Source organism: Treponema sp. Marseille-Q4132, from assembly GCF_014334835.1.
Lineage (GTDB): Bacteria > Spirochaetota > Spirochaetia > Treponematales > Treponemataceae > Treponema_D > Treponema_D paredis.
This window is the reverse complement of record NZ_CP060591.1, coordinates 2369401-2388564: the sequence shown is the minus strand read 5'-3', so window position 1 is coordinate 2388564 and position 19164 is coordinate 2369401. Positions and strand designations below refer to the sequence as shown.

The following is a 19164-nucleotide window of genomic DNA, read 5'->3' as shown; positions in this document are numbered from 1 at the left end:
CGGAACGGACAGTTCAGCGGATCGCATCGGATTTCAGAACGAGCGCGTCTTTGTATTCGGAAGATGCGACGGAAAACAGATCGATGTCCGGCTCTTTGTCGAGCATCGTAACCTGCCCTTCAAAGTTGACGTCGCTTGCAATGCGAAGACGGGATGTCGTTATGTCGCCGGTAACGCTGCTGCCGCTGCATATTTCAACACGCTCGGATGCTTCGAGATTTCCGGTAACGCTCCCCGACACGATGATCGACCGCGCCGTAATCGCTTCTCCGGTACACACCGCGTCCTTTGCGATTTCCAAGTCTCCGCTCGCTTTTATCTTTCCGTTGAACTTTCCGGTGATGATGAGCTTGTCCGAGAATTCGAGTTCACCGTCGAACTCCGTTTCCGGTCCGAATACCGTCACATTGATTTTTTCGTCGTCGTGTTTTTCCGCCATATTATCCTACTTCCGTTTTCGATTCCGAACGATACAAACGATGCTCACAAGCAAAGCCGCCGCGACAAAAAAAAGCGCAAGCGCATCGCCGGTTTTATTATACAGCGTTTTTCCCGCACTGTCATCCGCGGCGGGCATCATGCCAGTTACATAGGTTTCGGTAAAGGGCTCCGCTTCGAGTAAAATCTTTCCGGTGCGGTCGACGATGCACGTTTGCCCGGACGCAGTGCTCCGAACGGCAGGTACCCGATTTTCGGCGCATCTGAAAACCGCCATCGCAAGGTGCTGATTTTGGCAGCTCAGGCTTTTCGACCACGCATCGTTCGACATATTGACAAAAGCGCGCGCGCCGTCTGCAACAAAGCGGCGGCAGTCGTCGCCGAACGTATCTTCAAAGCAGATCGGCACAGAAAACGAAATTCCCGCAGCGTGAAAAACGGTACGCTCTTTTCCTTTTGCCCATAAATGAGTGTCCGCTTTTTCAAGCGCATCGTAGAGCCAAGGAAGCCGCTTTGCAAAGGGCACCGTTTCCGTAAACGGCACCAAGTGAATTTTCCGATAGATTTCGGGTTCGGGCGGCACGACGTTTTTTCCGGGCGTAAAAACGAAAGCGCTGTTGTAATCGTCGGTGCGGGTGCCGCCCGTGTCGACGGAATGAAAGTTTCCGATTACGAACACGGCTTTTTTTCCGTCGATAAAGTGCAGCACGGAATCGACAAGATCGAAGCGTCTCCTGTCGAGCCGCTTGGTATAGTGCGTCAAAATGGACGGAACGACGGCCGTTTCGGGCCACACGACAAGCGCTATATCGGGATCTTCCGAAAGCGCGCGCTCCGTAAGCTTCATAAGCGTTTTAACGTCTTTTTCGTACGACGCTATATCGCCCTGCCACGGATCGGTGTTGTGCTGTACCGCACATACTTTAATAAATTTTCCGTTTTCGTTTTTTTGCGAAAGAAGAAAAATACCGTACACGATAAACGCGGCGAGCGCGCACGCCCAGAGTGCAATGCCTCGCGCGCGGCGAAAAGCCGAAACTCTAAAGCCCCGAGCGTTTTTTGTTTCCGCACCGATATAAACGGCGTACAGCCATGCGGATGTAAAATCGATGAGAAAAGTAAGCGCCCACACGCCGAAAAGGGAAGCGCTTTGAATGAGGATAAGATTTTGCCACTGAGTGTAGCCTGCAACACCGTACGAAAATCCCGCGAAGCCAGTCGTTTTAAGATATTCGTGAGAACAGAGGATGAGCCACTGAACGATCCACGCGCGACGGCCGCAAAACCTGTCTGCGATCTTCAAACATAAAAAGAGCAGCGCGTACGATATAAAATATTCGACGCTTATCGCCGCGGCGGCAACGGCATGAAAGGTGACGAGCCAGGAAACATACAAACAATACGAAAGCGCTCCGTATACGCCGCCCCACAGCCACACCGTTTTAAAGGACGAACGGCGGACGAGCATAAAGGCGGGAAAATACATTACCCACGCGGCAAGCGGAACGCCTTTCGAAAAAACAAAACCGGGATTTGCGAGCGCAAACAAAACCGCACCCGAAAACGTAAGAAGTATATTAATAAAAAAACGATTCCGGGCGGAATTATTTTGCGTCATCGCTCCGTCCGCTCTTGATTGAGATTCCACAGCGATTTTTTAAGCTCCTGTCCGGAACGGAACGCTGCGACGTAATGAGGATCGACTGAAAGCGTTTTACCGGTTTTCGGATTGCGTGCGACCGATCTTCCCTTCCGTAAGCGCGGTTCAAAAGTTCCGAAGCCGCGCAGTTCGATCGTCGCGCCTTCTATAAGCGATTTTTTAATTTCCTCAAGAAAATTTTCCATAACCTGCTGAACGACACGCCGTTCACAGTCGGATACGCGATATACCGATTCGACAAGATCGTATTTCGTTATTTTTTTCTGAGGCATATAATTCCCGGATACAGAAGAAAAAAATTCCGGCAGAAAGCGCAAGCCGCTCCCGCCGGATTTTAAAAAGATAAGCCGAACTTATTTTGCCGCAGCTTCTTGAGGCGCGGAAAAAGTCACATTGAAAAGTTTTTTCATGCGGGATTTTTTGCGTGCGGCGGTATTGCGTTTTAAAACGCCTTTGCTGCGCGCGGAATCGAGTTCTTTTTGAACAAGATTGTACATTTCTTCCGCTTTCTGCTGCTCTTTGTTCTGTACGGCGGCAATAAAATGCTTTACGGCCGTTCTGCAGCGCGATTTGATCGCTTTATTATGAAGACGGCGCGCTTCGCTCTGCTTAAATCGTTTTTGCGCAGATGTCTGTTTTTTTGCCAAAGGAAACCCCCAGTTACTAACCAAAAAAAATTACTGATAGTATAGTATCGAAGCGCTCGGTTTTAGTCAACCCGTAATTGACATATCGCTTTTTTATCGTTATATTTAATTAAATTCGTTTTGGAGGAAAGCTATGGCCGGAGTAAGTAAAAACTCCCGTACATCGGTTTCAACGCATAAATTCATGTGTCCCGACTGCGGCGGAGAAATCATAATGAAGACCATGTTCGAAAAAGGAAAAATTAAAAATATCGCCGAATGCTCGAAGTGCAAACGGACTGAGCGGCGGCCAAAAGATTTCAAATAATTTTTTTTATTCGACAATGCGAAAACCGCACTCACGGGTGCGGTTTTTTTTATGAGAGCTGTCCGAAAATTGAAGTTTAATGAAAAAGAATATAAGTATATTATTGATTTTATTGGCAGGCATTGAAATGTTATTCGCTAAAGATTTCGGCAATTGGAAAAAGTATGAATCAATGAAAAAAGATGATTACTCGGTTAACGAAAATTTTTGGAAAAAGTATAAAGGAATTTCAAAGGCGTTATCGGAAGAAATACCGGCAGATAAATTGTATAAAGTAATGGACAATTATGTATTTTGGATTATCGGCAATTCTTACGGTGAAGAAATGCACGAAAAACTTATGAAACTGCCTGAAATAGTCAGATATTCATATTTGGTTTATTCTTATGAAGCGGAAATAAATAACGGCGGATTTGATCAGTTTTTCTTCAATTCAATAGGATATGAAGTATTTGAAATTCAAAAAGCTCTTGATTTTTTCGGCTTAACAAAAAATAAGAAAATTTTAGATAAAGCCGTAAAATTACTGGAAACAAAAATAAACTTGAGCGATTATAAAAAATTATTTACCGACGGAAAATTACCGACAGAAGAATTGGAAGATGAATTTAATGAATTAAACGGTTTGTTTCTGGAATACCCCGAAAAAATCGAGAGTATAATAAACACTGTTTTGGATAAAAACCGGGAAAAACTCGTAACAAACCGATAATTCATATAAACTTGCCCGAAGTTGATATTTTTTGCTATAAAACTTGTTCTATGTTTTTTACGGAACTGTATGATTACCCGTTTTTTAATTTGTAAAAACGGATATTTCAGTTCTACCGCGTCAGGGCGGCGCTTCTCCACGCGTCGAGCTGCGCTTGGATGAGACGCGGAGCTTCTTCCAAAATCGCGTTTTGCGCTTCTTTCGTTTTCGGCGCGTCGTAGATTTTTACGATAGTCACTTTATAATTTCCGTTTTTCAAATTTGTCATAATCGTGCGGAGCCTGCCGATTTCCCAAACCCCGTCGAGGGCGCACACGACGACCGGAAGAGCCGTCGCTTCTGCGAGCTTTCGAAATCCCGCGGAATAAAATTTTCCGACGTTTCCGTTCCGCGTCCGAGAGCCTTCGGGAAAAAGCACGGGAATCTGATCGCGAGAGAGCACGCGCTTTGCAAAATCTTCGAGCGTTTTCATCGCCGTTACGGGACTCGCTCGCCGAGGAATAAGGCAGTGTTCCTGAGCACGTAGCATTTCCGACACGAGCGGGATGTGGCGGCCGAGCTCCGCCTTTGCGACAAAGCGCAGACTTTTATCGCGGAAATAATTCATATAGCAGGGTATGTCGAAAAGGCTTTGATGATTGGAAATGACGATAAACTGAGGCGGAAGTTCGCCGAACCGCCGCTTGTCACCGATAAAACGGAAATGTTTATAGCACGATAAAATCGAAAAAAGACGCGGAGCTACCGTACGAACGATATAATCGGAAAAAAGGGCGCTTGCTTTTTTAGATATGGGATATAAAATTACATTGAAAACGGACGGCGGGATCACCATCCCGAACATGCAGCATAATGTGACAAGGCTCGACATGGCATCATAATATAATGAAAAGTCTCAGCTGTCAAATAGGAAGCGCTCCGTTTCCGATACGATCGTATCGAGATCTTCGTAAAGGCGTTTCGATTCGGGTATGCTGCCTAAAAAGATCGTACCGTAGCGCTTTTCGTAGATGCGTTTGTCGAGGAGCGTGACGCAGCCGCGGTCGTCGCTCCGCCTTATGAGGCGTCCGAATCCCTGACGGAATTTGATCACCGCTTCGGGAACGCTGAGTTCCATAAACGCGCTTCCGCCGCGCTTTACGACGGCTTCGGATCGGGCGGTAAAAACGGGATCGTTCGGTACGGAAAAAGGCAGCTTTACGATGATCACTTGCGAAAGAGAAGAGCCGGGCACGTCGACGCCCTGCCAAAAAGAATCGGTCGCAAAGAGCACGCTTCCGATATCTTCACGGAACGCATCGAGGAGGCGGGAAGCATCGTCGTCACCCTGCTTTAAAAGGCGGAACTTCGAAAGAAAGGGAGCCGCATCGGTAAAAGTGTTTTTGAGCATATCGTAGGATGTAAAGAGAACGAGCGTCCTGCCCCGTGAAGCCGAAACGAGGCGGCTCACCGCCGACACGACAAAGCGCTGAAAATCGAGCGTGTTTTCGGGAAGCGGCGCGTCGGACGGAACGGAAAAAAGCAGATTCGTTTTATACGGAAACGGAGACGGAAAATCTCCCGTAAGGATGCGGTCTTCGTCGGCAAAAGAAGCGCCCGTACGCCGCATCCACCACGAAAAATCTTTGTGTATCGAAAGCGTAGCCGACGTACACACGACCGACTGCATCGGCTCGAATACGCCCGTGTTCATAAGAGGCGCGATATCGAGCGGCGTTTTCGTAAACAGCGTATACTGCCGATCTTCGTCTTTTGCCGAAAGCGCATCGCTCGGAAGATATTTTTTTTGTAAGTAAAATACCGAATCGCGTTTTTCATCCCACGCCGTAAAGTCGTTGAACAAAAGCAAAGCCGCTTCGAGTCTGCGGACGACGAGCTTCGCTTCCCAATACGCGCCCGCCGCTTTGTCTTCGTCCGCGATACCTTCCATCAATTCTCTTACGAGGGCGATAAGCGATGAAAGAGAAGACGAAAGAGAAGCGGCAAGAGAAAGAAGCGGCCCGAAATCGCGAGAAGTCGCATCGGAAAGTCGGATCGTGTAGCCGTCCTGCAATATATCTCCCGCCGCAGTTTCCAAATCCGCAATCGCCGACTTAACGCGGCTCACGATTCCGCTCGCATCGGATGCGCGCTCTTCGTTCGAAGACAAAATCGCAAGCGTGCAGATATATCCCGCTTCGGAATTTTTGTGTCTGCGGTACAAAAGATTTATTTGACGCAAAAGCGCAAATCGGTTCGCCGTACCGCTGAAAAAACTCGTCGCCGCGTTTTCGATACCGTGCGCTTCATCGAATATGATGTGCCGATACGGCGGCAAAACCGCCTGATCGTCCCAGCCCGCCCCGCTCATACGCGACTCGATGTCGGCAAAAAGCAAATGATGGTTTACGACGATGAGATCGGCGGCGGAAGCTTCTTTCCTCACTCTCATGACAAAGCACTGTGCGTAAAAGGGACAGCGCGGCCCCATGCACGCATCGCTTTCGCTTTTTATGCGCGACCATATCTTTTCTCCGGGCATAAAGGGCAAATCGCTTTTACTTCCCGTCGCGCTCTTTTCGGCCCAGCGGGCGATCGCATCGAAGGTTTCCGTATCGTCACCGAAAAGCTCTCTTTCACTTCCCGCATCCGACAGGCGGCGGAGACACACGTAGTTTTGTCTGCCTTTGACGAGGACGGCTTTGCATTTTTTTCCGATTATCTTTTCCGCCGCGGGGATGTCTTTTTCGCACAGCTGCTGCTGCAAATTGATCGTGCCCGTGGAAACGACGACGCGATCGCCGTTCGAAACCGCCCACAGCATCGCGGGGATGAGATAAGCGTAGGATTTTCCGACGCCGGTTCCCGCTTCGAATACGCCGAGCGAATTTTCATTGAAGGAGCGGGCGATGCTTCGAAGCAGGGCGATTTGCACGGGACGCTCTTCGTAGCCTTCCGATTGCACCGAAAGAGGACCGCCGTTTTCGAGATACAGAGAAGCCGCGTCGATATCGAGCTTTTTAATCGATTTGGGTTTGACCGCTTCCATGACGACGTAGACTCTGGAAGCGCTGTTGTCGATGATGTAAAAACCTTGCGCGCGCTCGGAGGCTGCGGAAGCGGCCGTCATATCCGCGGCGGAAGGTTCGAGGTAGCCGCTCGGGTGATTGTGGATGAGGACCGCGCATTCGCGCACGTCGTTTTGATTTATGGGAACTTCGCTCTCGTTACCGCGGGCGCCGACTTTTACCGAAACGACGATCCCCTCGGAATCGATATCGCCGGTAAAAAACACTTCGTTGCCGCCCGCTTCCCGGACGGCGCGTTTGAGTTCATCGATAACCGGATCTGAAAAATATTTTCGACTGTCCATCGAAGGCTACAAAACGATGCTTCGAAGTTTATCGAGAGCCGCCCACGAAAACTCGTCGCGGAACAAAAAGCCGCGCATACCCGCTTTTTCGGCGCCTTCGATATTCGCTTTCGTATCGTCGATAAAAAGCGCACGAGAAGCTTCGACGCCTTCGGCGCGCAAAATATAATCGAAAAAACGCACGTCGGGTTTTGCAAGCCCCATGCGCTGGGAAAGATAGCAGCGGTCGAAATGCGACTCAAGCGAAGCGCACGCGTTCATCTTTTGCCAATGCCCCTCGCAGGTATTCGAGCCGCACACGACTCTCTTTCCGCGCGAGCGAAGTTCGTCGACGAGAGAAAGAGATGCTGCATTCGGATAAGGAGTAAAAAAATCGACGAGGGGATCGGCATCCGAATCAACGCCGAATTTTTCGGATACGGTTTTCCACCACTCCTTTGTCGTCACTGCGCCTTCCATGAGCGGAATATCCGAACGCATATATTCGGCATAGACTTCGTCTTCGTTGAGGTGATAATGTAAAGCGATTTTTCCGATTGTTTGAAAATTGAAAATACAAACGCCGCCGAGATCGAAAACGATTATATCCATGAATCATCTCCTAGCAGAATTGAACTGCTGTTGTCGGGATGAAAACCCGATGTCCTAACCACTAGACGAAGGAGACATACAGCACAGGGCTGTGGGGGAACTATAGCATGACGGCGAGCACCGTGTCAATAGTCCCGCTGCATTCTCTCCGCGTTTCCGCTAATCGTTTTGCGCCGATTCGTTTTTCTTTTTCCGGTCTATGTAGCCGCTTTCTTCGAGGTAGCGGCGGCGGGATATAACGAGTCCGATGAGTTCCTGATACATATTGTAATCGACTTCGAGCGCGATCGGCAAAACGAAAAATTCGGTTTCGTCGCAGTACCGCTCGATAAACGCGGGATCGGTGACGAAGCCGAGACTTATCATATTGCTGATCCTGTCTGCGCATTTCAATATTTTCGCTTTTTGACTTCCGCTTTGGATGATGGTACGCAGGTAATCGCTTTTCGTCTGTCCTTCTTTGCGCGTCACTTCGAGAACGAGCTTGTACACTTTTTGTCCGTCTTCATCGATATCGATTATTAAATTCGGATCGAAACCGGGTACGTCTTCGATGACGTCGTGAATGCACGAAGCTTTCAAAAGCACCGAATCGATATAGCCGTAGTCGATGAGTATGCTCATCGTATCGAGCTGATGGCGGAACATATTGCCGCCGGCGTGGCGGGCTTTGCCGATGAGTACCGTCGCAAGCTGCATGTACGGCGCGAGGTAAATGTTTTTCAGCTGGAGCATGGATTTGTTGTCCATCCTGCCCGAACGGTCGACATGCATTTTGTACTTCAATCGTTTCATCGGCCCCGCCTCTTACAAGCTTTGCATATACGACGCAAGTTTTTCTATGCGGCGCTTGTTTTCTTCGAGCTTTGCCTTTTCCGCTTCGACGAGCTCTTTCGCAGCGTGCTCGGCGAATTTGCCCGAAAGCTTCGCTTCCGAACGGGCGGCGATCGCTTCGGCTTCGGCTTTTTCTTTTTGAAAACGAAAAGCGAGCTGCGTTTTGTCGATGCTTTCATCTATGAGCAAAAAGGCTTCGGCGCCCGGTACGACGGTACCGATCGAAGAGGCGGGCTTTTCATCGACAAAATCGATGTGCGCGATTCCCGCAAGCAGCATGATGATGTCGGATTTTTCAGCACAGACTTCCGCTGCGCTGCCTTTTTCGATCATGAGCGCAAGGCGTATCTTCGAAGCGGGATCGATGCCGCACTCGGCGCGGAGCGCGCGAACGCCTTTTATGAGTTCGCGAAGCACGTTGAAACGCCGCGCCACGCTTTCATCGACGCGCTCATCGCTTGCTTCGGGAAAAGGAGACGCGATGAGCATACCGCTATAGTCGCTCGTCGAAAGAATTTTATTCGCGCCTGCGAGTTTTCTGTTTTTAACGATTTCGGCAAGCGGAAGTTTTGCATAGATCTCTTCGGTTACAAACGGGAGAAAGGGATGGAGGAGGCGGATGTTTTCTTCGAGCACGTTGAGCAAAACCGAAACAGCTCTGTCTTTTTCCGCATCGCTTCCGTTTTTAAATGAAAGCTTTGTCGCTTCCACGTACCAGTCGCAGTATTCGTTCCAAAAATATTCGTAGAGCGAAGAAGCCGCATCGTTGTAGCGGTAACTTTCAAGCGCTTCACGCTCCGCTCTCACGCACCTGTCGAGTTCCGTGTAAATCCACCGGTCGAGTTCGGTCAAATCTTCGTCGCGCACCGGAACGAGATTCCGCCCTTCGAGATTTCCGAGTATATAACGGCTCGCGTTCCACACTTTGTTCGCAAAACGGCTTCCGAGCTTAAATGATTCCCTATCGATTAAAACGTCCTGCCCCTGTGCGCACATAAAGCCGAGCGTAAATTTGAACGCGTCGCTTCCGTACATATCGACGATCTCAAGCGGGTCGATTCCGTTGCCGAGCGACTTGCTCATCTTTCTGCCCTGCCTGTCGCGCACGAGCCCGTGAATATAGATGTCGTGAAACGGCGCTTTGCCCGTAAATTCGATACCGGCCATAATCATACGGCTCACCCAAAAGAAGATGATGTCGTAAGCGGTAACGAGCGCGCTCGTCGGGTAAAACTTTGCCGAATCGTCGGTTTCCTCCGGCCAGCCGAGCGTGCTGAACGGCCACAGCCAAGAAGAAAACCACGTGTCGAGCACGTCGGGATCCTGTTCGAGTTCGGTCGACGAACACTTCGGACAGACGTGCGCGTCTTCGCGCGAAACGATCGTCTCCCCGCATTTTTTGCAGTACCACACCGGAATGCGGTGACCCCACCACAGCTGGCGGCTGATGCACCAGTCGCGGATATTTTCGAGCCATACTTTATACGTGTTTTCCCATTTGCGCGGGAAAAATTCGATATCGCCGTTTTTCCACGCACCGAGCGCTTTTTGTGCAAGTGGCTGCATTTTGACAAACCACTGATCGCTTAAATACGGTTCGACGACGGTATTGCAGCGATAGCAATGTCCGACCGCGTGCGTGATTTTTTCTTCACCCTTGAATAAATTTTGCGCTTTCAAATCTTCGATGATCAGATCCCGCGCTTTTGCACAGGAAAGTCCGCGGTAGCGTTCGGGACAGTTATCGTTCAGAGTTCCGTCGGGATTCAATATATTGATAATATCGAGATCGTTTCGCTTTCCGACCAGCCAGTCGTTCGGATCGTGCGCCGGCGTGATCTTTACCATACCGGTGCCGAAATCTTTATCGACATACGCGTCGGCGATGAGCGGGATGACGCGGTCGGTACACGGCAGTTTTAATTTCTTTCCGACGATACCTTTATAGCGCTCGTCGGAAGGATTTACGGCGACGGCCGTATCGCCGAGCAGCGTTTCGGGGCGCGTCGTCGCTATTTCGATTTTCGTCGAACCGTCGGGCGCAGGTCCGTCGGCGTATTCGTAATAGATGTGATACATCGCACCGGCCGTATCCGTGTGTTCGACTTCGTCGTCTGCAAGTGCGGTACCGCAGCGGGGACACCAGTTGACAAGATAATTTCCGCGATAGATAAGACCGCGTTCATAAAGCGTTACGAACACGTCGCGCACCGCGCGCGAAAGTCCTTCGTCCATCGTAAAGCGCTCGCGATCCCAATCGGTGCTGTTGCCGAGCTTCCGCTGCTGTTTGACTATCGTCGCATGGTGATCTTCTTTTACCGCCCACGTACGCTCGAGAAATTTTTCGCGACCTATGTCGTTCCGCGATTTGCCTTCTTTTTTCAGCGCGCGCTCGACGACGTTTTGCGTCGCGATACCCGCGTGATCGGTGCCCGTCACCCACAGCGTATTGTCGCCTTTCATGCGGTGATAGCGCACGACGATATCCTGCAGCGTATTGTTGAGACCGTGCCCGACATGCAAAACGCCCGTCACGTTCGGAGGCGGAATGACGACTGAAAATGTCGCAGCTTTAATCTCTTCGGGAGATTTGCCGGCCATACGTTTTTCGTATTCGGCATGAACGGGAGAAGCGGGATCGGACGCCGGTTTAAACCAATTGCCGTCTTCCCACGATTTGTATATACGGTCTTCAAAATCTTTCGGGTTATACGCTTTTTCAAGCTCTATCGCTTTCATAAAAAAACATTATAACAAAATGATCCGACAAACACAATGCGCCGCATTGCAAAGCGCCGGCGTTTTTCATGCGGAAAATAATCGTACGATTACAAAAGGAGCTCTATTTCCGCTCCATACGGGACAGAAGCGCGTCGAGCTTTTCGCCGTATTTTTTATCGGACGCCCACGTCCCTGCAAGATCGAAAATAGTCGGCGCTTTGCCGCGCGGAGAGACGAATTTGGCGCGTTTATCGACGACGGGATTGACGAGTTCGTCGGTATCTCCGTACGCATTCAAATGCTGGATGTGCGCACGTACGCCGAGCAGTACCGTCGGAAAACGGTCGGGAACCGTTCCGCTTCCGGTCGCTCCGAGTCCGCAGTAATTATGCATATCTTCGGTGACAAGACCTCCGAATCGCAAAAAACCCGTTTCGAGACACATCTGCGCGAATGCGACGTCGGAATTGATCCCTTCGTCATGCGCTTCCGAAATATAACACTGCGCAATATAGAGGGCATCCGCTTTGCGTATCGCAGGGTTGTGAGAACGCAAAAACGATGCGAGCTCTCGATCGGAAAAAACGCCCTCGCCCGTAAGGCTTCGCGATGCGGCTCGTCTTTCAAACGAAAGCGTAGCACACGAAACGAAAAGCGCGGCGGAAATACACGATGCTGCGGTAAAACGAAAGGCAAACGGGCGCAGCAACGCCGCTGCATTTTTCGCCGCGGTTTTTATTTTCGCCGGTATTTTTACAAATGTCGTCATATCGATATTTTCGGCGCCGCTTCCCTTTTTCGTAAGCCTTGCCGTAGAGACGTCTGCGGACAGTCCGATGTACGGATACCGCGCAAATGAGGGCGGCAAAACGCCGATGCACACATACCGCGCACGTGCATACAAACAAATGCACAATTTTATCGTAAAAACTTCGAGCAAAAACTCCGAAATCGAATTTTTTTTTCGATTATTATGTGATGAAGTATCACCGAAACGTAAAACCCGACGTACGCGAACAGGTTTTAAAACACGGATTTTCATATCCGAGCGATGAGGAGCTTGTCATGCTCGTACTCGGAAGCGGCACGAAAAAATCGCCCGTGCGACGCCTCGCGCGAAGCGTCGTCGAAGCGATGTACGAATCGGACGATAAAAACATCGTGCCGAATCTTTTGTCGATCAAAGGTATGGGAACGGGAAAAAGCCTCGCCGTAGCTGCCGCGCTCGAACTCGGACGCAGGCGGAACGGTCATCTGCATTCGGTCATCACGCAGCCGAAAGACGTCGTTCCTTTTGTAAAAAATTATTCGGTACTGTCGAAAGAACACTTTTTATGTATAACGCTCAACGGCGGACACGAAATCATAAAGATACGCGTCGTAAGCGTCGGCACGATCAACCGAACGATCGTCCATCCGCGTGAAATATTTTCCGAAGCGCTCGTCGAAAACGCCGCAGCGATGATCGTGTGCCACAATCATCCGTCGGGCTCCTGCACGCCGAGCAAAGAAGATATCGAAACGACGAAGACGCTCATAGAAGCATCGAAGATCATCGGCATCGCCCTGCTCGATCACATCATCCTCGACCGCGATTCGTATTTCAGCTTTCTCGAACACGATCTGTTGTTCACTCCTTCGGAATAAGTTATAATTGAAGAATGAAATCTTACAGGCATCTGCTCATCTGTATATGGCTCGTTTTCGCCGCCGCCGAAGGAAAAGCGCTTTCCGAAAACGATATGCCGAACAATCCTTCTCCGCAAATATATCTTTCGGCCGAACGTATTGTTATTATTGAAGAATATAAAACCTCTCTTTCGATCCGCACGAATACACAGGACGCGGCGGTATACATCGACGGAACGTATAGAGGACAGACGCCGTGCTCTTTTACGAACATTGCGCCGGGCGTACACTCGCTCAAAATCGTAAAACGAGGATATGAATCGAAATCGTTTTTTATTAATCTAAATGCGGGACAAAACACATCGTTTTACATCGAACTTGAAAAAACATCCGGCTTTATTTTACTGTCGGGCGTGCCGGACGGCAGTGCCGTATATATCGACGGGGAGGCGCTTTCGTTTTCATCGCGCACTCTTATAACGCAAATGCCATTCGAAGCGGATGAAGGATATCATACGGTTTCGGTGAGAAAATTCGGCTATAACGATTTTACATCGCGCGTCTACGTTATGCGCCGTCTTGTCGCTCCCCTCGAAGTGCGTATGACAAAGGCGCAGTTTTCGCTTTCAGGATTTGCAGTATCGAAAGAGCGTTTCAATCCGTCGTACGGCGGACAATTGGGTTCGTGCACTTTTTCGTTCAGAGTAACCGCGCCTGAAAATGCAATACTCGTCATAACCGACGTATCGGGAAAAGCCGTGCGTACGTATCGCTTTCCGCAGTTTACGACATGGGATCAGCGATTTACATGGGACGGCACCGACGATGCGGGTGAAATCGCAGCAGACGGCGTATATACGGCGACAATCAGCGCGGCTTCGTACGTACAGACGGCGCGCACTAAAATCGATTCCTCGCTCGTCTACCGTATACCGGACGCTTCGAAATCCGGAGGAGGCATCGGTACGCTTGCAGCCGCGTATACGACGGGAGAACACGCATCCGTTATCGGCATAGAAGCATTTTCGACTTTTACGTCCGGCCGGAGCGGCGGAACTTCGCTCTATGCCATTCCGATCAATATATTTTTCGGCATAACGCCGGTACCGTGGTTCGAATGTATGTTTTCTTTCGGCATCCACGCAGGCATGGAAGAAGTTCCGATTTCGCTCAACGCATCGATGAAATTCGGTTCGTCGACGAAAATCGGACAAAACGGCCGCGCATGCTTTGCGGGATTTATGCGCTTCGGCTACACGACAAACAGTGCTCTCTATGAACCCTTCGGCGCCGATACGGGCAACGGTTTCGGCACGGGCTTTGCTTTCGGCATCGACGGTAAAAAAACATACGCCGGTATGTCGAGCGAATACGTTTACGATTTTTTCCGGAAAAACCCGAACGGGAATGACAGCGTTTGGAAAAACGGAACGGCATTCGAGTTCCGCCCCGTATCCTTTATGACGTTCAAAGCGTGGTGCGCGCTCCACAGTTCATTCGGAGGAAATGCCGGCACAGACTGGTTCCGCGCAATCGATACGGGAGGCGGCATCACGTGGAAGCTCGGCTCATCTTCAGCCTTTTTCAATTTAAGGGGATCGGCGCTCATCTACATGCAGGATAAAACGTATTTTTCAAGCGGCATCGGTTTGACGTATCTCTTTTAAATTGTTATCATTTACAGTATGAAGTTATATTCGAAGACACAGCTTTTATGCGCGGCAGCCGGAGCGGCCGTTTTCGCCGCAGCCCTTGCGGTTTTTATAGACAGAAATTTTTCTTCTTTCGCTTCTCTTGCCGTTTTCCGCACGCATGAAGAAAATCCTTCTTCCGAAAAAATCGATTTTAACAATCGGACGGAAGAAGAAACGCCGTCGCTCTTTGAAGAAACCGGCGTCCTGCCTGTGCGGCCGATCGCCGACGCATCGCGCTTTACCGAAAGCGAACAGCAGAACATCGGCGTATACGACAAGTGTGCGGAATCGGTCGTAAACATAAGCACGAAGATCGCCGGCATAAACTGGTTTCTCGAACCGACGGTCGAAGACGGAGGAACGGGAAGCGGCTCTATCATCGACAAGCGCGGATACATCGTCACGAACGTACACGTTATCCAAAACGCGTCGGAAATCTACGTATCGCTTTCCGACGGCACGCAGTACGAAGCGGAAATCGTCGGACAGGACAGCGAAAGCGATTTGGCCGTTATTAAATTCACACCGCCTGCGGGCACGGTTTTAAAAACGATTTCATTCGGCGATTCGAGCAAACTCAAAGTCGGACAAAAAGTCATCGCGATCGGAAATCCGTTCGGCCTCGACCGGACGATGACGACGGGAATCGTTTCGGGTCTTGCTCGTCCCGTGCGCAACAGCAACAACAGAATCATCCGCAATATGATCCAAACCGATGCCGCAATCAATCCGGGAAATTCCGGCGGCCCGCTTTTGGATACGGCAGGGCGCATGGTCGGCATCAACACGATGATCGTATCGTCTTCGGGAAGCTCCGCAGGAGTCGGCTTTGCGATCCCCGCGGAAACCGCCGTGCGTGTCGTTTCCGATTTGATACGCTACGGGCGCGTAAACCGCGGCGTCGTTCAAATGTCGATCGTACAGCTGAATCGGACGATCGTACAGTACGCGGGACTCGACGTATCGGCGGGCGTACTCGTTTCGGAAGTGACGAAAAACGGAAACGCGGACAAAGCCGGTATACGAGGCGGCACGCAGCGGGCAAACTACGGACGCTCAATAATTTTCCTCGGCGGCGATATCGTGACGAAGATAGACGACATCGCTGTCGCCTCTCTGGCCGATTATTTTTCCGCGCTCGAAGACAAGCGCCCCGGAGATACGGTTTCGATGACGATCAGACGAAAGGGCAGAGACTTGACCGTAAAAGTGACGCTCGCTCCGCCTCAAGCGTCAAATTAACAAACCGAATTTTGAAAATATCGATAATACCGGGCTTTAGAAGAGAACTTCGTTCGCGCCGATCATACCGCAGGGCTGCCGCAAAACGACCGCCCGTGCGCTTTCAAAAAACTATTTCGAAAGCTCGCCTTTAAACGTCTGCCCCGAAAGCTCGGTTAAACGAAGCTCGACGAATTTTCCGATGAGCGATTTTTCGGCTTTAAATGCGACTCTCTCGTCCCGTTCCGTCTTTGCAAGGAGTTCCGCTTCGTCGTCGCGGCTCACCGATTCGACGAGAGCTTTTACCGTCGAGCCGACCCTCTTTTGCATTTCTTCCGCCGTAATTTTAAGCTGCATATCGATGATCTTTTGGAGGCGCGCTTTTTTTACTTCGAGCGGGATCTGATTTTGCATCTTTGCCGCAGGCGTTCCTTCTCTCGGATTATAATAGTACATAAACGCGTTTTCGTAGCGCACCGTCTTCATAAGATCGAGCGTTTCTTCAAAATCTTCGTCCGTCTCTCCCGGAAAGCCGAGCATGACATCCGTCGTAAGCGATACGTCGGGAAGCGCGGCCCTTATGCGGCCGACAAGCGAAAGATAATGCTCGCGCGTATAGCACCTGTTCATCGCCTGCAATATCTTCGTCGAACCGTGCTGCACCGGCAGATGGATGTGGCGGCACAGCACATCGTTGTGCTTGATCGCATCGATAAGGGCATCGCTCAAATCTTTCGGATGACTCGAAACGAAACGCACCCACTCTATCGGCGAATTGTTTTTTTTAAGATGATCGGAAATATTAATTAATAATTTTGCAAAGTCGGCATCCTCGTCGCAATACGAATTGACGTTTTGTCCGAGCAGCGTCACTTCTTTTACGCCGTACGATGAAAGCGCGTCGAGTTCCGAAAGCACTTCTTCGACGGGACGCGACACTTCCCTCCCCCGCACATGGGGCACGATGCAGTACGTACAAAAATTATTGCAGCCGTGCATAATGGGCACAAAGGTCGAAAAAGATCCCGGCTCGGCGGAAATCGGAGCAAAGGTATACGACGGCGAATCGTCGAGAGGCGCCGCACTCACTCCTTTTTCCACAGCTTCGATGATATCGCCGAAATATTTTTTTGCAAAAGTTCCGACAACGTAATCGATGCACGGATATTCTTCTTTGAGCGATGTAAGAAGGCGTTCGGCCATGCAGCCGGTAACCACAAGCGTGAGCGGCTTTGCACCGTCGCGAACAAAAGCCTCAGCCTTTTCGAGCGTCTTCGATTTTGCGCCGGGCATCTTTTGCCGCAGGGCTTTCAAACCCGCGTACCAGCCGAGCCTGCCGAAGACACGGTTTTCGGCAGTCGCGCGCACCGAACAGGTATTGATAACCGCGACGTCGGCGACTTGCGCGTCTTCGGCTTTTTGCCATCCGCGCGCGATAAACAGCCGTTCGATCGACGCCGACTCGGCGATATTCATTTGACATCCATAGGTTTCAAAATAATACGTCATATCGCATTCCACTTACAATTTTTTTGCCCTGCCTGCGGCCGCTGACGCGGGAATCGGCGTACGCACCTGCTTCGCCTCATCATTTGACATCCATAGGTTTCAAAAAATATGTCATATTTCATTCCGTTTGCGCTCCGTATTCGGCATACGCATAGGCATTGTGATTGTGGATACTTTCGTAATTTTCCGCTTCGACGGAAAACCATGCAAAGGGTTTTGCAATCGGAAACGAGCGCAGCGCAAGATAGGTTTCGCGTACGACGTCTTCGGCAAAGCGCGGATTGTCATACGCGTGTTCGGTCACCCATTTTTCGTCTCTCCGTTTAAGCGCGGCATAGAGACCTCCCGACGAAGCGTTTTCGACGGCGGCGATGACGTCTTCTATCCAAAAAAAATCCGAATACAGCAATTTTACGCGCACCGTACCGCGCTGGTTATGCGCTCCGTAATCGCTGATCGCTTTCGAGCACGGACACAGGGTCGCAACCGGCACCGAAATCGAAACGAAAAAATCGCGCTCGTCTTTTCCGACGCTCCCTTCGTACGCGCAGGTATAGCGCATCATGCTTTTCGTACCGGTAACGGGTGCGCTCTTTTCGATAAAAAACGGAAACGAAACGGTTCCGTAAGCGCGGGCGGCGAAAAGTTTTGAGCGGATCTCATCGAGCATATCGAAAAAGCGATGCATCGAAATATCGAATCGATATTTGTGAAAGATTTCGATAAAGCGGCTCATGTGCGTACCTTTACAGCCGGCAGGCAAATCGACAAAGAGATCGACGGTCGCCGTCGTATTTTGCGTTTTATTGATTTTATCGAGTACGGTCACGGGATACTCGAGACCTTTTACACCGGCTTTTTGCAGCGGCACGCCCCGCGTATCTTTTTCGTTTTGTGTATCGTGCATCGGATTGCAGGTTTTTTTTACGTCAGTACTCACGCTCTCTCTCCGCAGCTTCAAGTGTATTTTGCAGGAGCATCGCAATCGTCATGGGGCCGACCCCTCCCGGCACGGGAGTGATATACGATGCGACTTCTTTTACCGCATCAAAATCGACGTCGCCCGTCAAACGGAAGCCGCTCTTTTTCGAAGCATCGGGAATGCGGTTCACGCCGACATCGATGACGGCCGCTCCTTTTTTTACCATATCCGCACGGATCGTATGCGGCATGCCCGCCGCCGAAACGACGATATCGGCATCCTTTGTGATCGATTTCAAATCTTTCGTTCCCGTATGACAGAGCGTCACGGTAGCGTTGCAGTCTTTGCGCGACAAAAGGAGGGCGAGCGGTTTTCCGACGATATTCGATCGTCCGACGACGACCGCGCGCGCACCCGACGTTTCAATGTGCATCGATTTGAGCAGTACGACGATGCCGTGCGGCGTACACGGAAGCGGCGCATCACAGCCTATGACGAGTTTTCCGATATTAACCGGATGAAAACCGTCGACGTCTTTTTCGGGCGAAATTGCAAAGAGTATTTTACGTTCGTCGATATGTTTGGGAAGCGGCAGCTGCACGAGAATGCCGTGAACGCTCTCGTCGCGGTTGAGTTCTCCGATAAGCGAAAGAAGTTCGGCTTCGCTTGTATTTTCGGGAAGCTGCACGGAACGGTCGTTCATGCCCGCTTCCGAAAGAGCGTTCCGCTTGGCGCTTACATACGAAAGACTTGCAGGATCGTTTCCGACAAGGATAACGGCGAGACAGGGAACGATGCCTCCGGCTTTGAGTTCGGCTGTCCGAGAGGCGATACGCACCCGAATTTCCGCCGCCGTTTTTTTTCCGTCGATAATCACTGCGCTCATCCTGTAACCTGCCCCGCTTCCGCATCGTTTTATCATTGATA

Annotated in this window: 18 protein-coding genes and 1 tRNA gene; 5 read left to right on the top strand and 14 right to left on the bottom strand. The window is 50.5% G+C overall.

What is annotated here, in order from left to right:
• Window positions 1-13: 13 nt before the first annotated feature.
• The 4 genes from H9I35_RS10880 to rpsT all read right to left on the bottom strand — a co-directional run bounded on the left by H9I35_RS10880 (window position 14) and on the right by rpsT (window position 2745).
• Window positions 14-439, bottom strand: a complete 426-nt coding sequence (locus H9I35_RS10880) for a bactofilin family protein (RefSeq protein WP_180486729.1) — start codon at window positions 437-439, stop codon at window positions 14-16.
• 6 nt (window positions 440-445) lie between these two features.
• The gene (gene lnt, locus H9I35_RS10875) at window positions 446-2086 is read right to left on the bottom strand and encodes an apolipoprotein N-acyltransferase (RefSeq protein WP_187419393.1); all 1641 of its coding nucleotides are present in this window, start codon (window positions 2084-2086) and stop codon (window positions 446-448) included.
• Window positions 2053-2370, bottom strand: a complete 318-nt coding sequence (locus H9I35_RS10870; protein WP_187419392.1) for an HU family DNA-binding protein — start codon at window positions 2368-2370, stop codon at window positions 2053-2055. Before H9I35_RS10870 ends, lnt begins: the two co-directional genes overlap by 34 nt.
• Window positions 2371-2451: 81 nt before the next feature.
• The gene (rpsT, locus tag H9I35_RS10865; protein WP_016520541.1) at window positions 2452-2745 is read right to left on the bottom strand and encodes a 30S ribosomal protein S20; all 294 of its coding nucleotides are present in this window, start codon (window positions 2743-2745) and stop codon (window positions 2452-2454) included.
• Window positions 2746-2878: 133 nt separating this feature from the next.
• Between rpsT and H9I35_RS10860 the strand changes: the two genes are divergently transcribed.
• Window positions 2879-3052 carry a hypothetical protein gene (locus tag H9I35_RS10860; RefSeq protein ID WP_187419391.1) on the top strand — a complete coding sequence of 58 codons (174 nt, stop codon included), beginning with the start codon at window positions 2879-2881 and terminating at the stop codon, window positions 3050-3052.
• Between the two features lie 79 nt (window positions 3053-3131).
• Window positions 3132-3764 (top strand): DMP19 family protein, encoded by a 633-nt coding sequence (locus tag H9I35_RS10855; protein WP_187419390.1) that lies wholly within the window; start codon window positions 3132-3134, stop codon window positions 3762-3764.
• A gap of 112 nt (window positions 3765-3876) precedes the next feature.
• Here the strand turns inward: H9I35_RS10855 and H9I35_RS10850 are convergent, their stop codons facing one another.
• The 7 genes from H9I35_RS10850 to H9I35_RS10820 all read right to left on the bottom strand — a co-directional run bounded on the left by H9I35_RS10850 (window position 3877) and on the right by H9I35_RS10820 (window position 12166).
• Window positions 3877-4635 (bottom strand): lysophospholipid acyltransferase family protein, encoded by a 759-nt coding sequence (locus tag H9I35_RS10850; protein WP_187419389.1) that lies wholly within the window; start codon window positions 4633-4635, stop codon window positions 3877-3879.
• Between the two features lie 24 nt (window positions 4636-4659).
• Window positions 4660-7116 (bottom strand): ATP-dependent DNA helicase, encoded by a 2457-nt coding sequence (locus H9I35_RS10845; protein ID WP_187419388.1) that lies wholly within the window; start codon window positions 7114-7116, stop codon window positions 4660-4662.
• Between the two features lie 6 nt (window positions 7117-7122).
• Window positions 7123-7707, bottom strand: a complete 585-nt coding sequence (locus H9I35_RS10840) for an HAD family hydrolase (protein ID WP_187419387.1) — start codon at window positions 7705-7707, stop codon at window positions 7123-7125.
• 4 nt (window positions 7708-7711) lie between these two features.
• Window positions 7712-7783 (bottom strand) — tRNA-Glu (locus H9I35_RS10835).
• A gap of 83 nt (window positions 7784-7866) precedes the next feature.
• Window positions 7867-8481, bottom strand: coding sequence for a hypothetical protein (locus H9I35_RS10830; RefSeq protein WP_187420780.1), 615 nt, complete (start codon window positions 8479-8481; stop codon window positions 7867-7869).
• A 33-nt stretch (window positions 8482-8514) separates the two neighbouring features.
• Window positions 8515-11280: a valine--tRNA ligase gene (locus H9I35_RS10825; protein WP_187419386.1), complete on the bottom strand. Its 2766-nt coding sequence runs from the start codon at window positions 11278-11280 to the stop codon at window positions 8515-8517.
• 103 nt (window positions 11281-11383) lie between these two features.
• Window positions 11384-12166, bottom strand: a complete 783-nt coding sequence (locus H9I35_RS10820; RefSeq protein WP_252722655.1) for a glucosaminidase domain-containing protein — start codon at window positions 12164-12166, stop codon at window positions 11384-11386.
• 74 nt (window positions 12167-12240) lie between these two features.
• On the opposite strand from H9I35_RS10820, the gene radC reads away from it, so the two are divergent.
• From radC to H9I35_RS10805, 3 genes are read left to right on the top strand one after another with little or no spacing between them, the layout of a single operon-like run.
• Window positions 12241-12909, top strand: coding sequence for a RadC family protein (gene radC, locus H9I35_RS10815; RefSeq protein ID WP_187419385.1), 669 nt, complete (start codon window positions 12241-12243; stop codon window positions 12907-12909).
• A gap of 14 nt (window positions 12910-12923) precedes the next feature.
• The gene (locus H9I35_RS10810) at window positions 12924-14558 is read left to right on the top strand and encodes a PEGA domain-containing protein (protein WP_187419384.1); all 1635 of its coding nucleotides are present in this window, start codon (window positions 12924-12926) and stop codon (window positions 14556-14558) included.
• Between the two features lie 18 nt (window positions 14559-14576).
• The gene (locus H9I35_RS10805; RefSeq protein WP_187419383.1) at window positions 14577-15827 is read left to right on the top strand and encodes a S1C family serine protease; all 1251 of its coding nucleotides are present in this window, start codon (window positions 14577-14579) and stop codon (window positions 15825-15827) included.
• A 111-nt stretch (window positions 15828-15938) separates the two neighbouring features.
• On the opposite strand, the gene miaB is transcribed toward H9I35_RS10805, so the two are convergent.
• The 3 genes from miaB to folD form a co-directional block, all read right to left on the bottom strand.
• Window positions 15939-17315, bottom strand: a complete 1377-nt coding sequence (miaB, locus tag H9I35_RS10800) for a tRNA (N6-isopentenyl adenosine(37)-C2)-methylthiotransferase MiaB (protein ID WP_187419382.1) — start codon at window positions 17313-17315, stop codon at window positions 15939-15941.
• 118 nt (window positions 17316-17433) lie between these two features.
• On the bottom strand, window positions 17434-18222 hold the full coding sequence (gene folE2, locus H9I35_RS10795; protein ID WP_187420778.1) for a GTP cyclohydrolase FolE2: 789 nt from the start codon (window positions 18220-18222) through the stop codon (window positions 17434-17436).
• Between the two features lie 22 nt (window positions 18223-18244).
• A complete protein-coding gene (gene folD, locus H9I35_RS10790) occupies window positions 18245-19123 on the bottom strand; it encodes a bifunctional methylenetetrahydrofolate dehydrogenase/methenyltetrahydrofolate cyclohydrolase FolD (protein WP_187419381.1) in 879 nt (292 codons plus the stop codon).
• Between the last annotated feature and the right edge of the window lie 41 nt (window positions 19124-19164).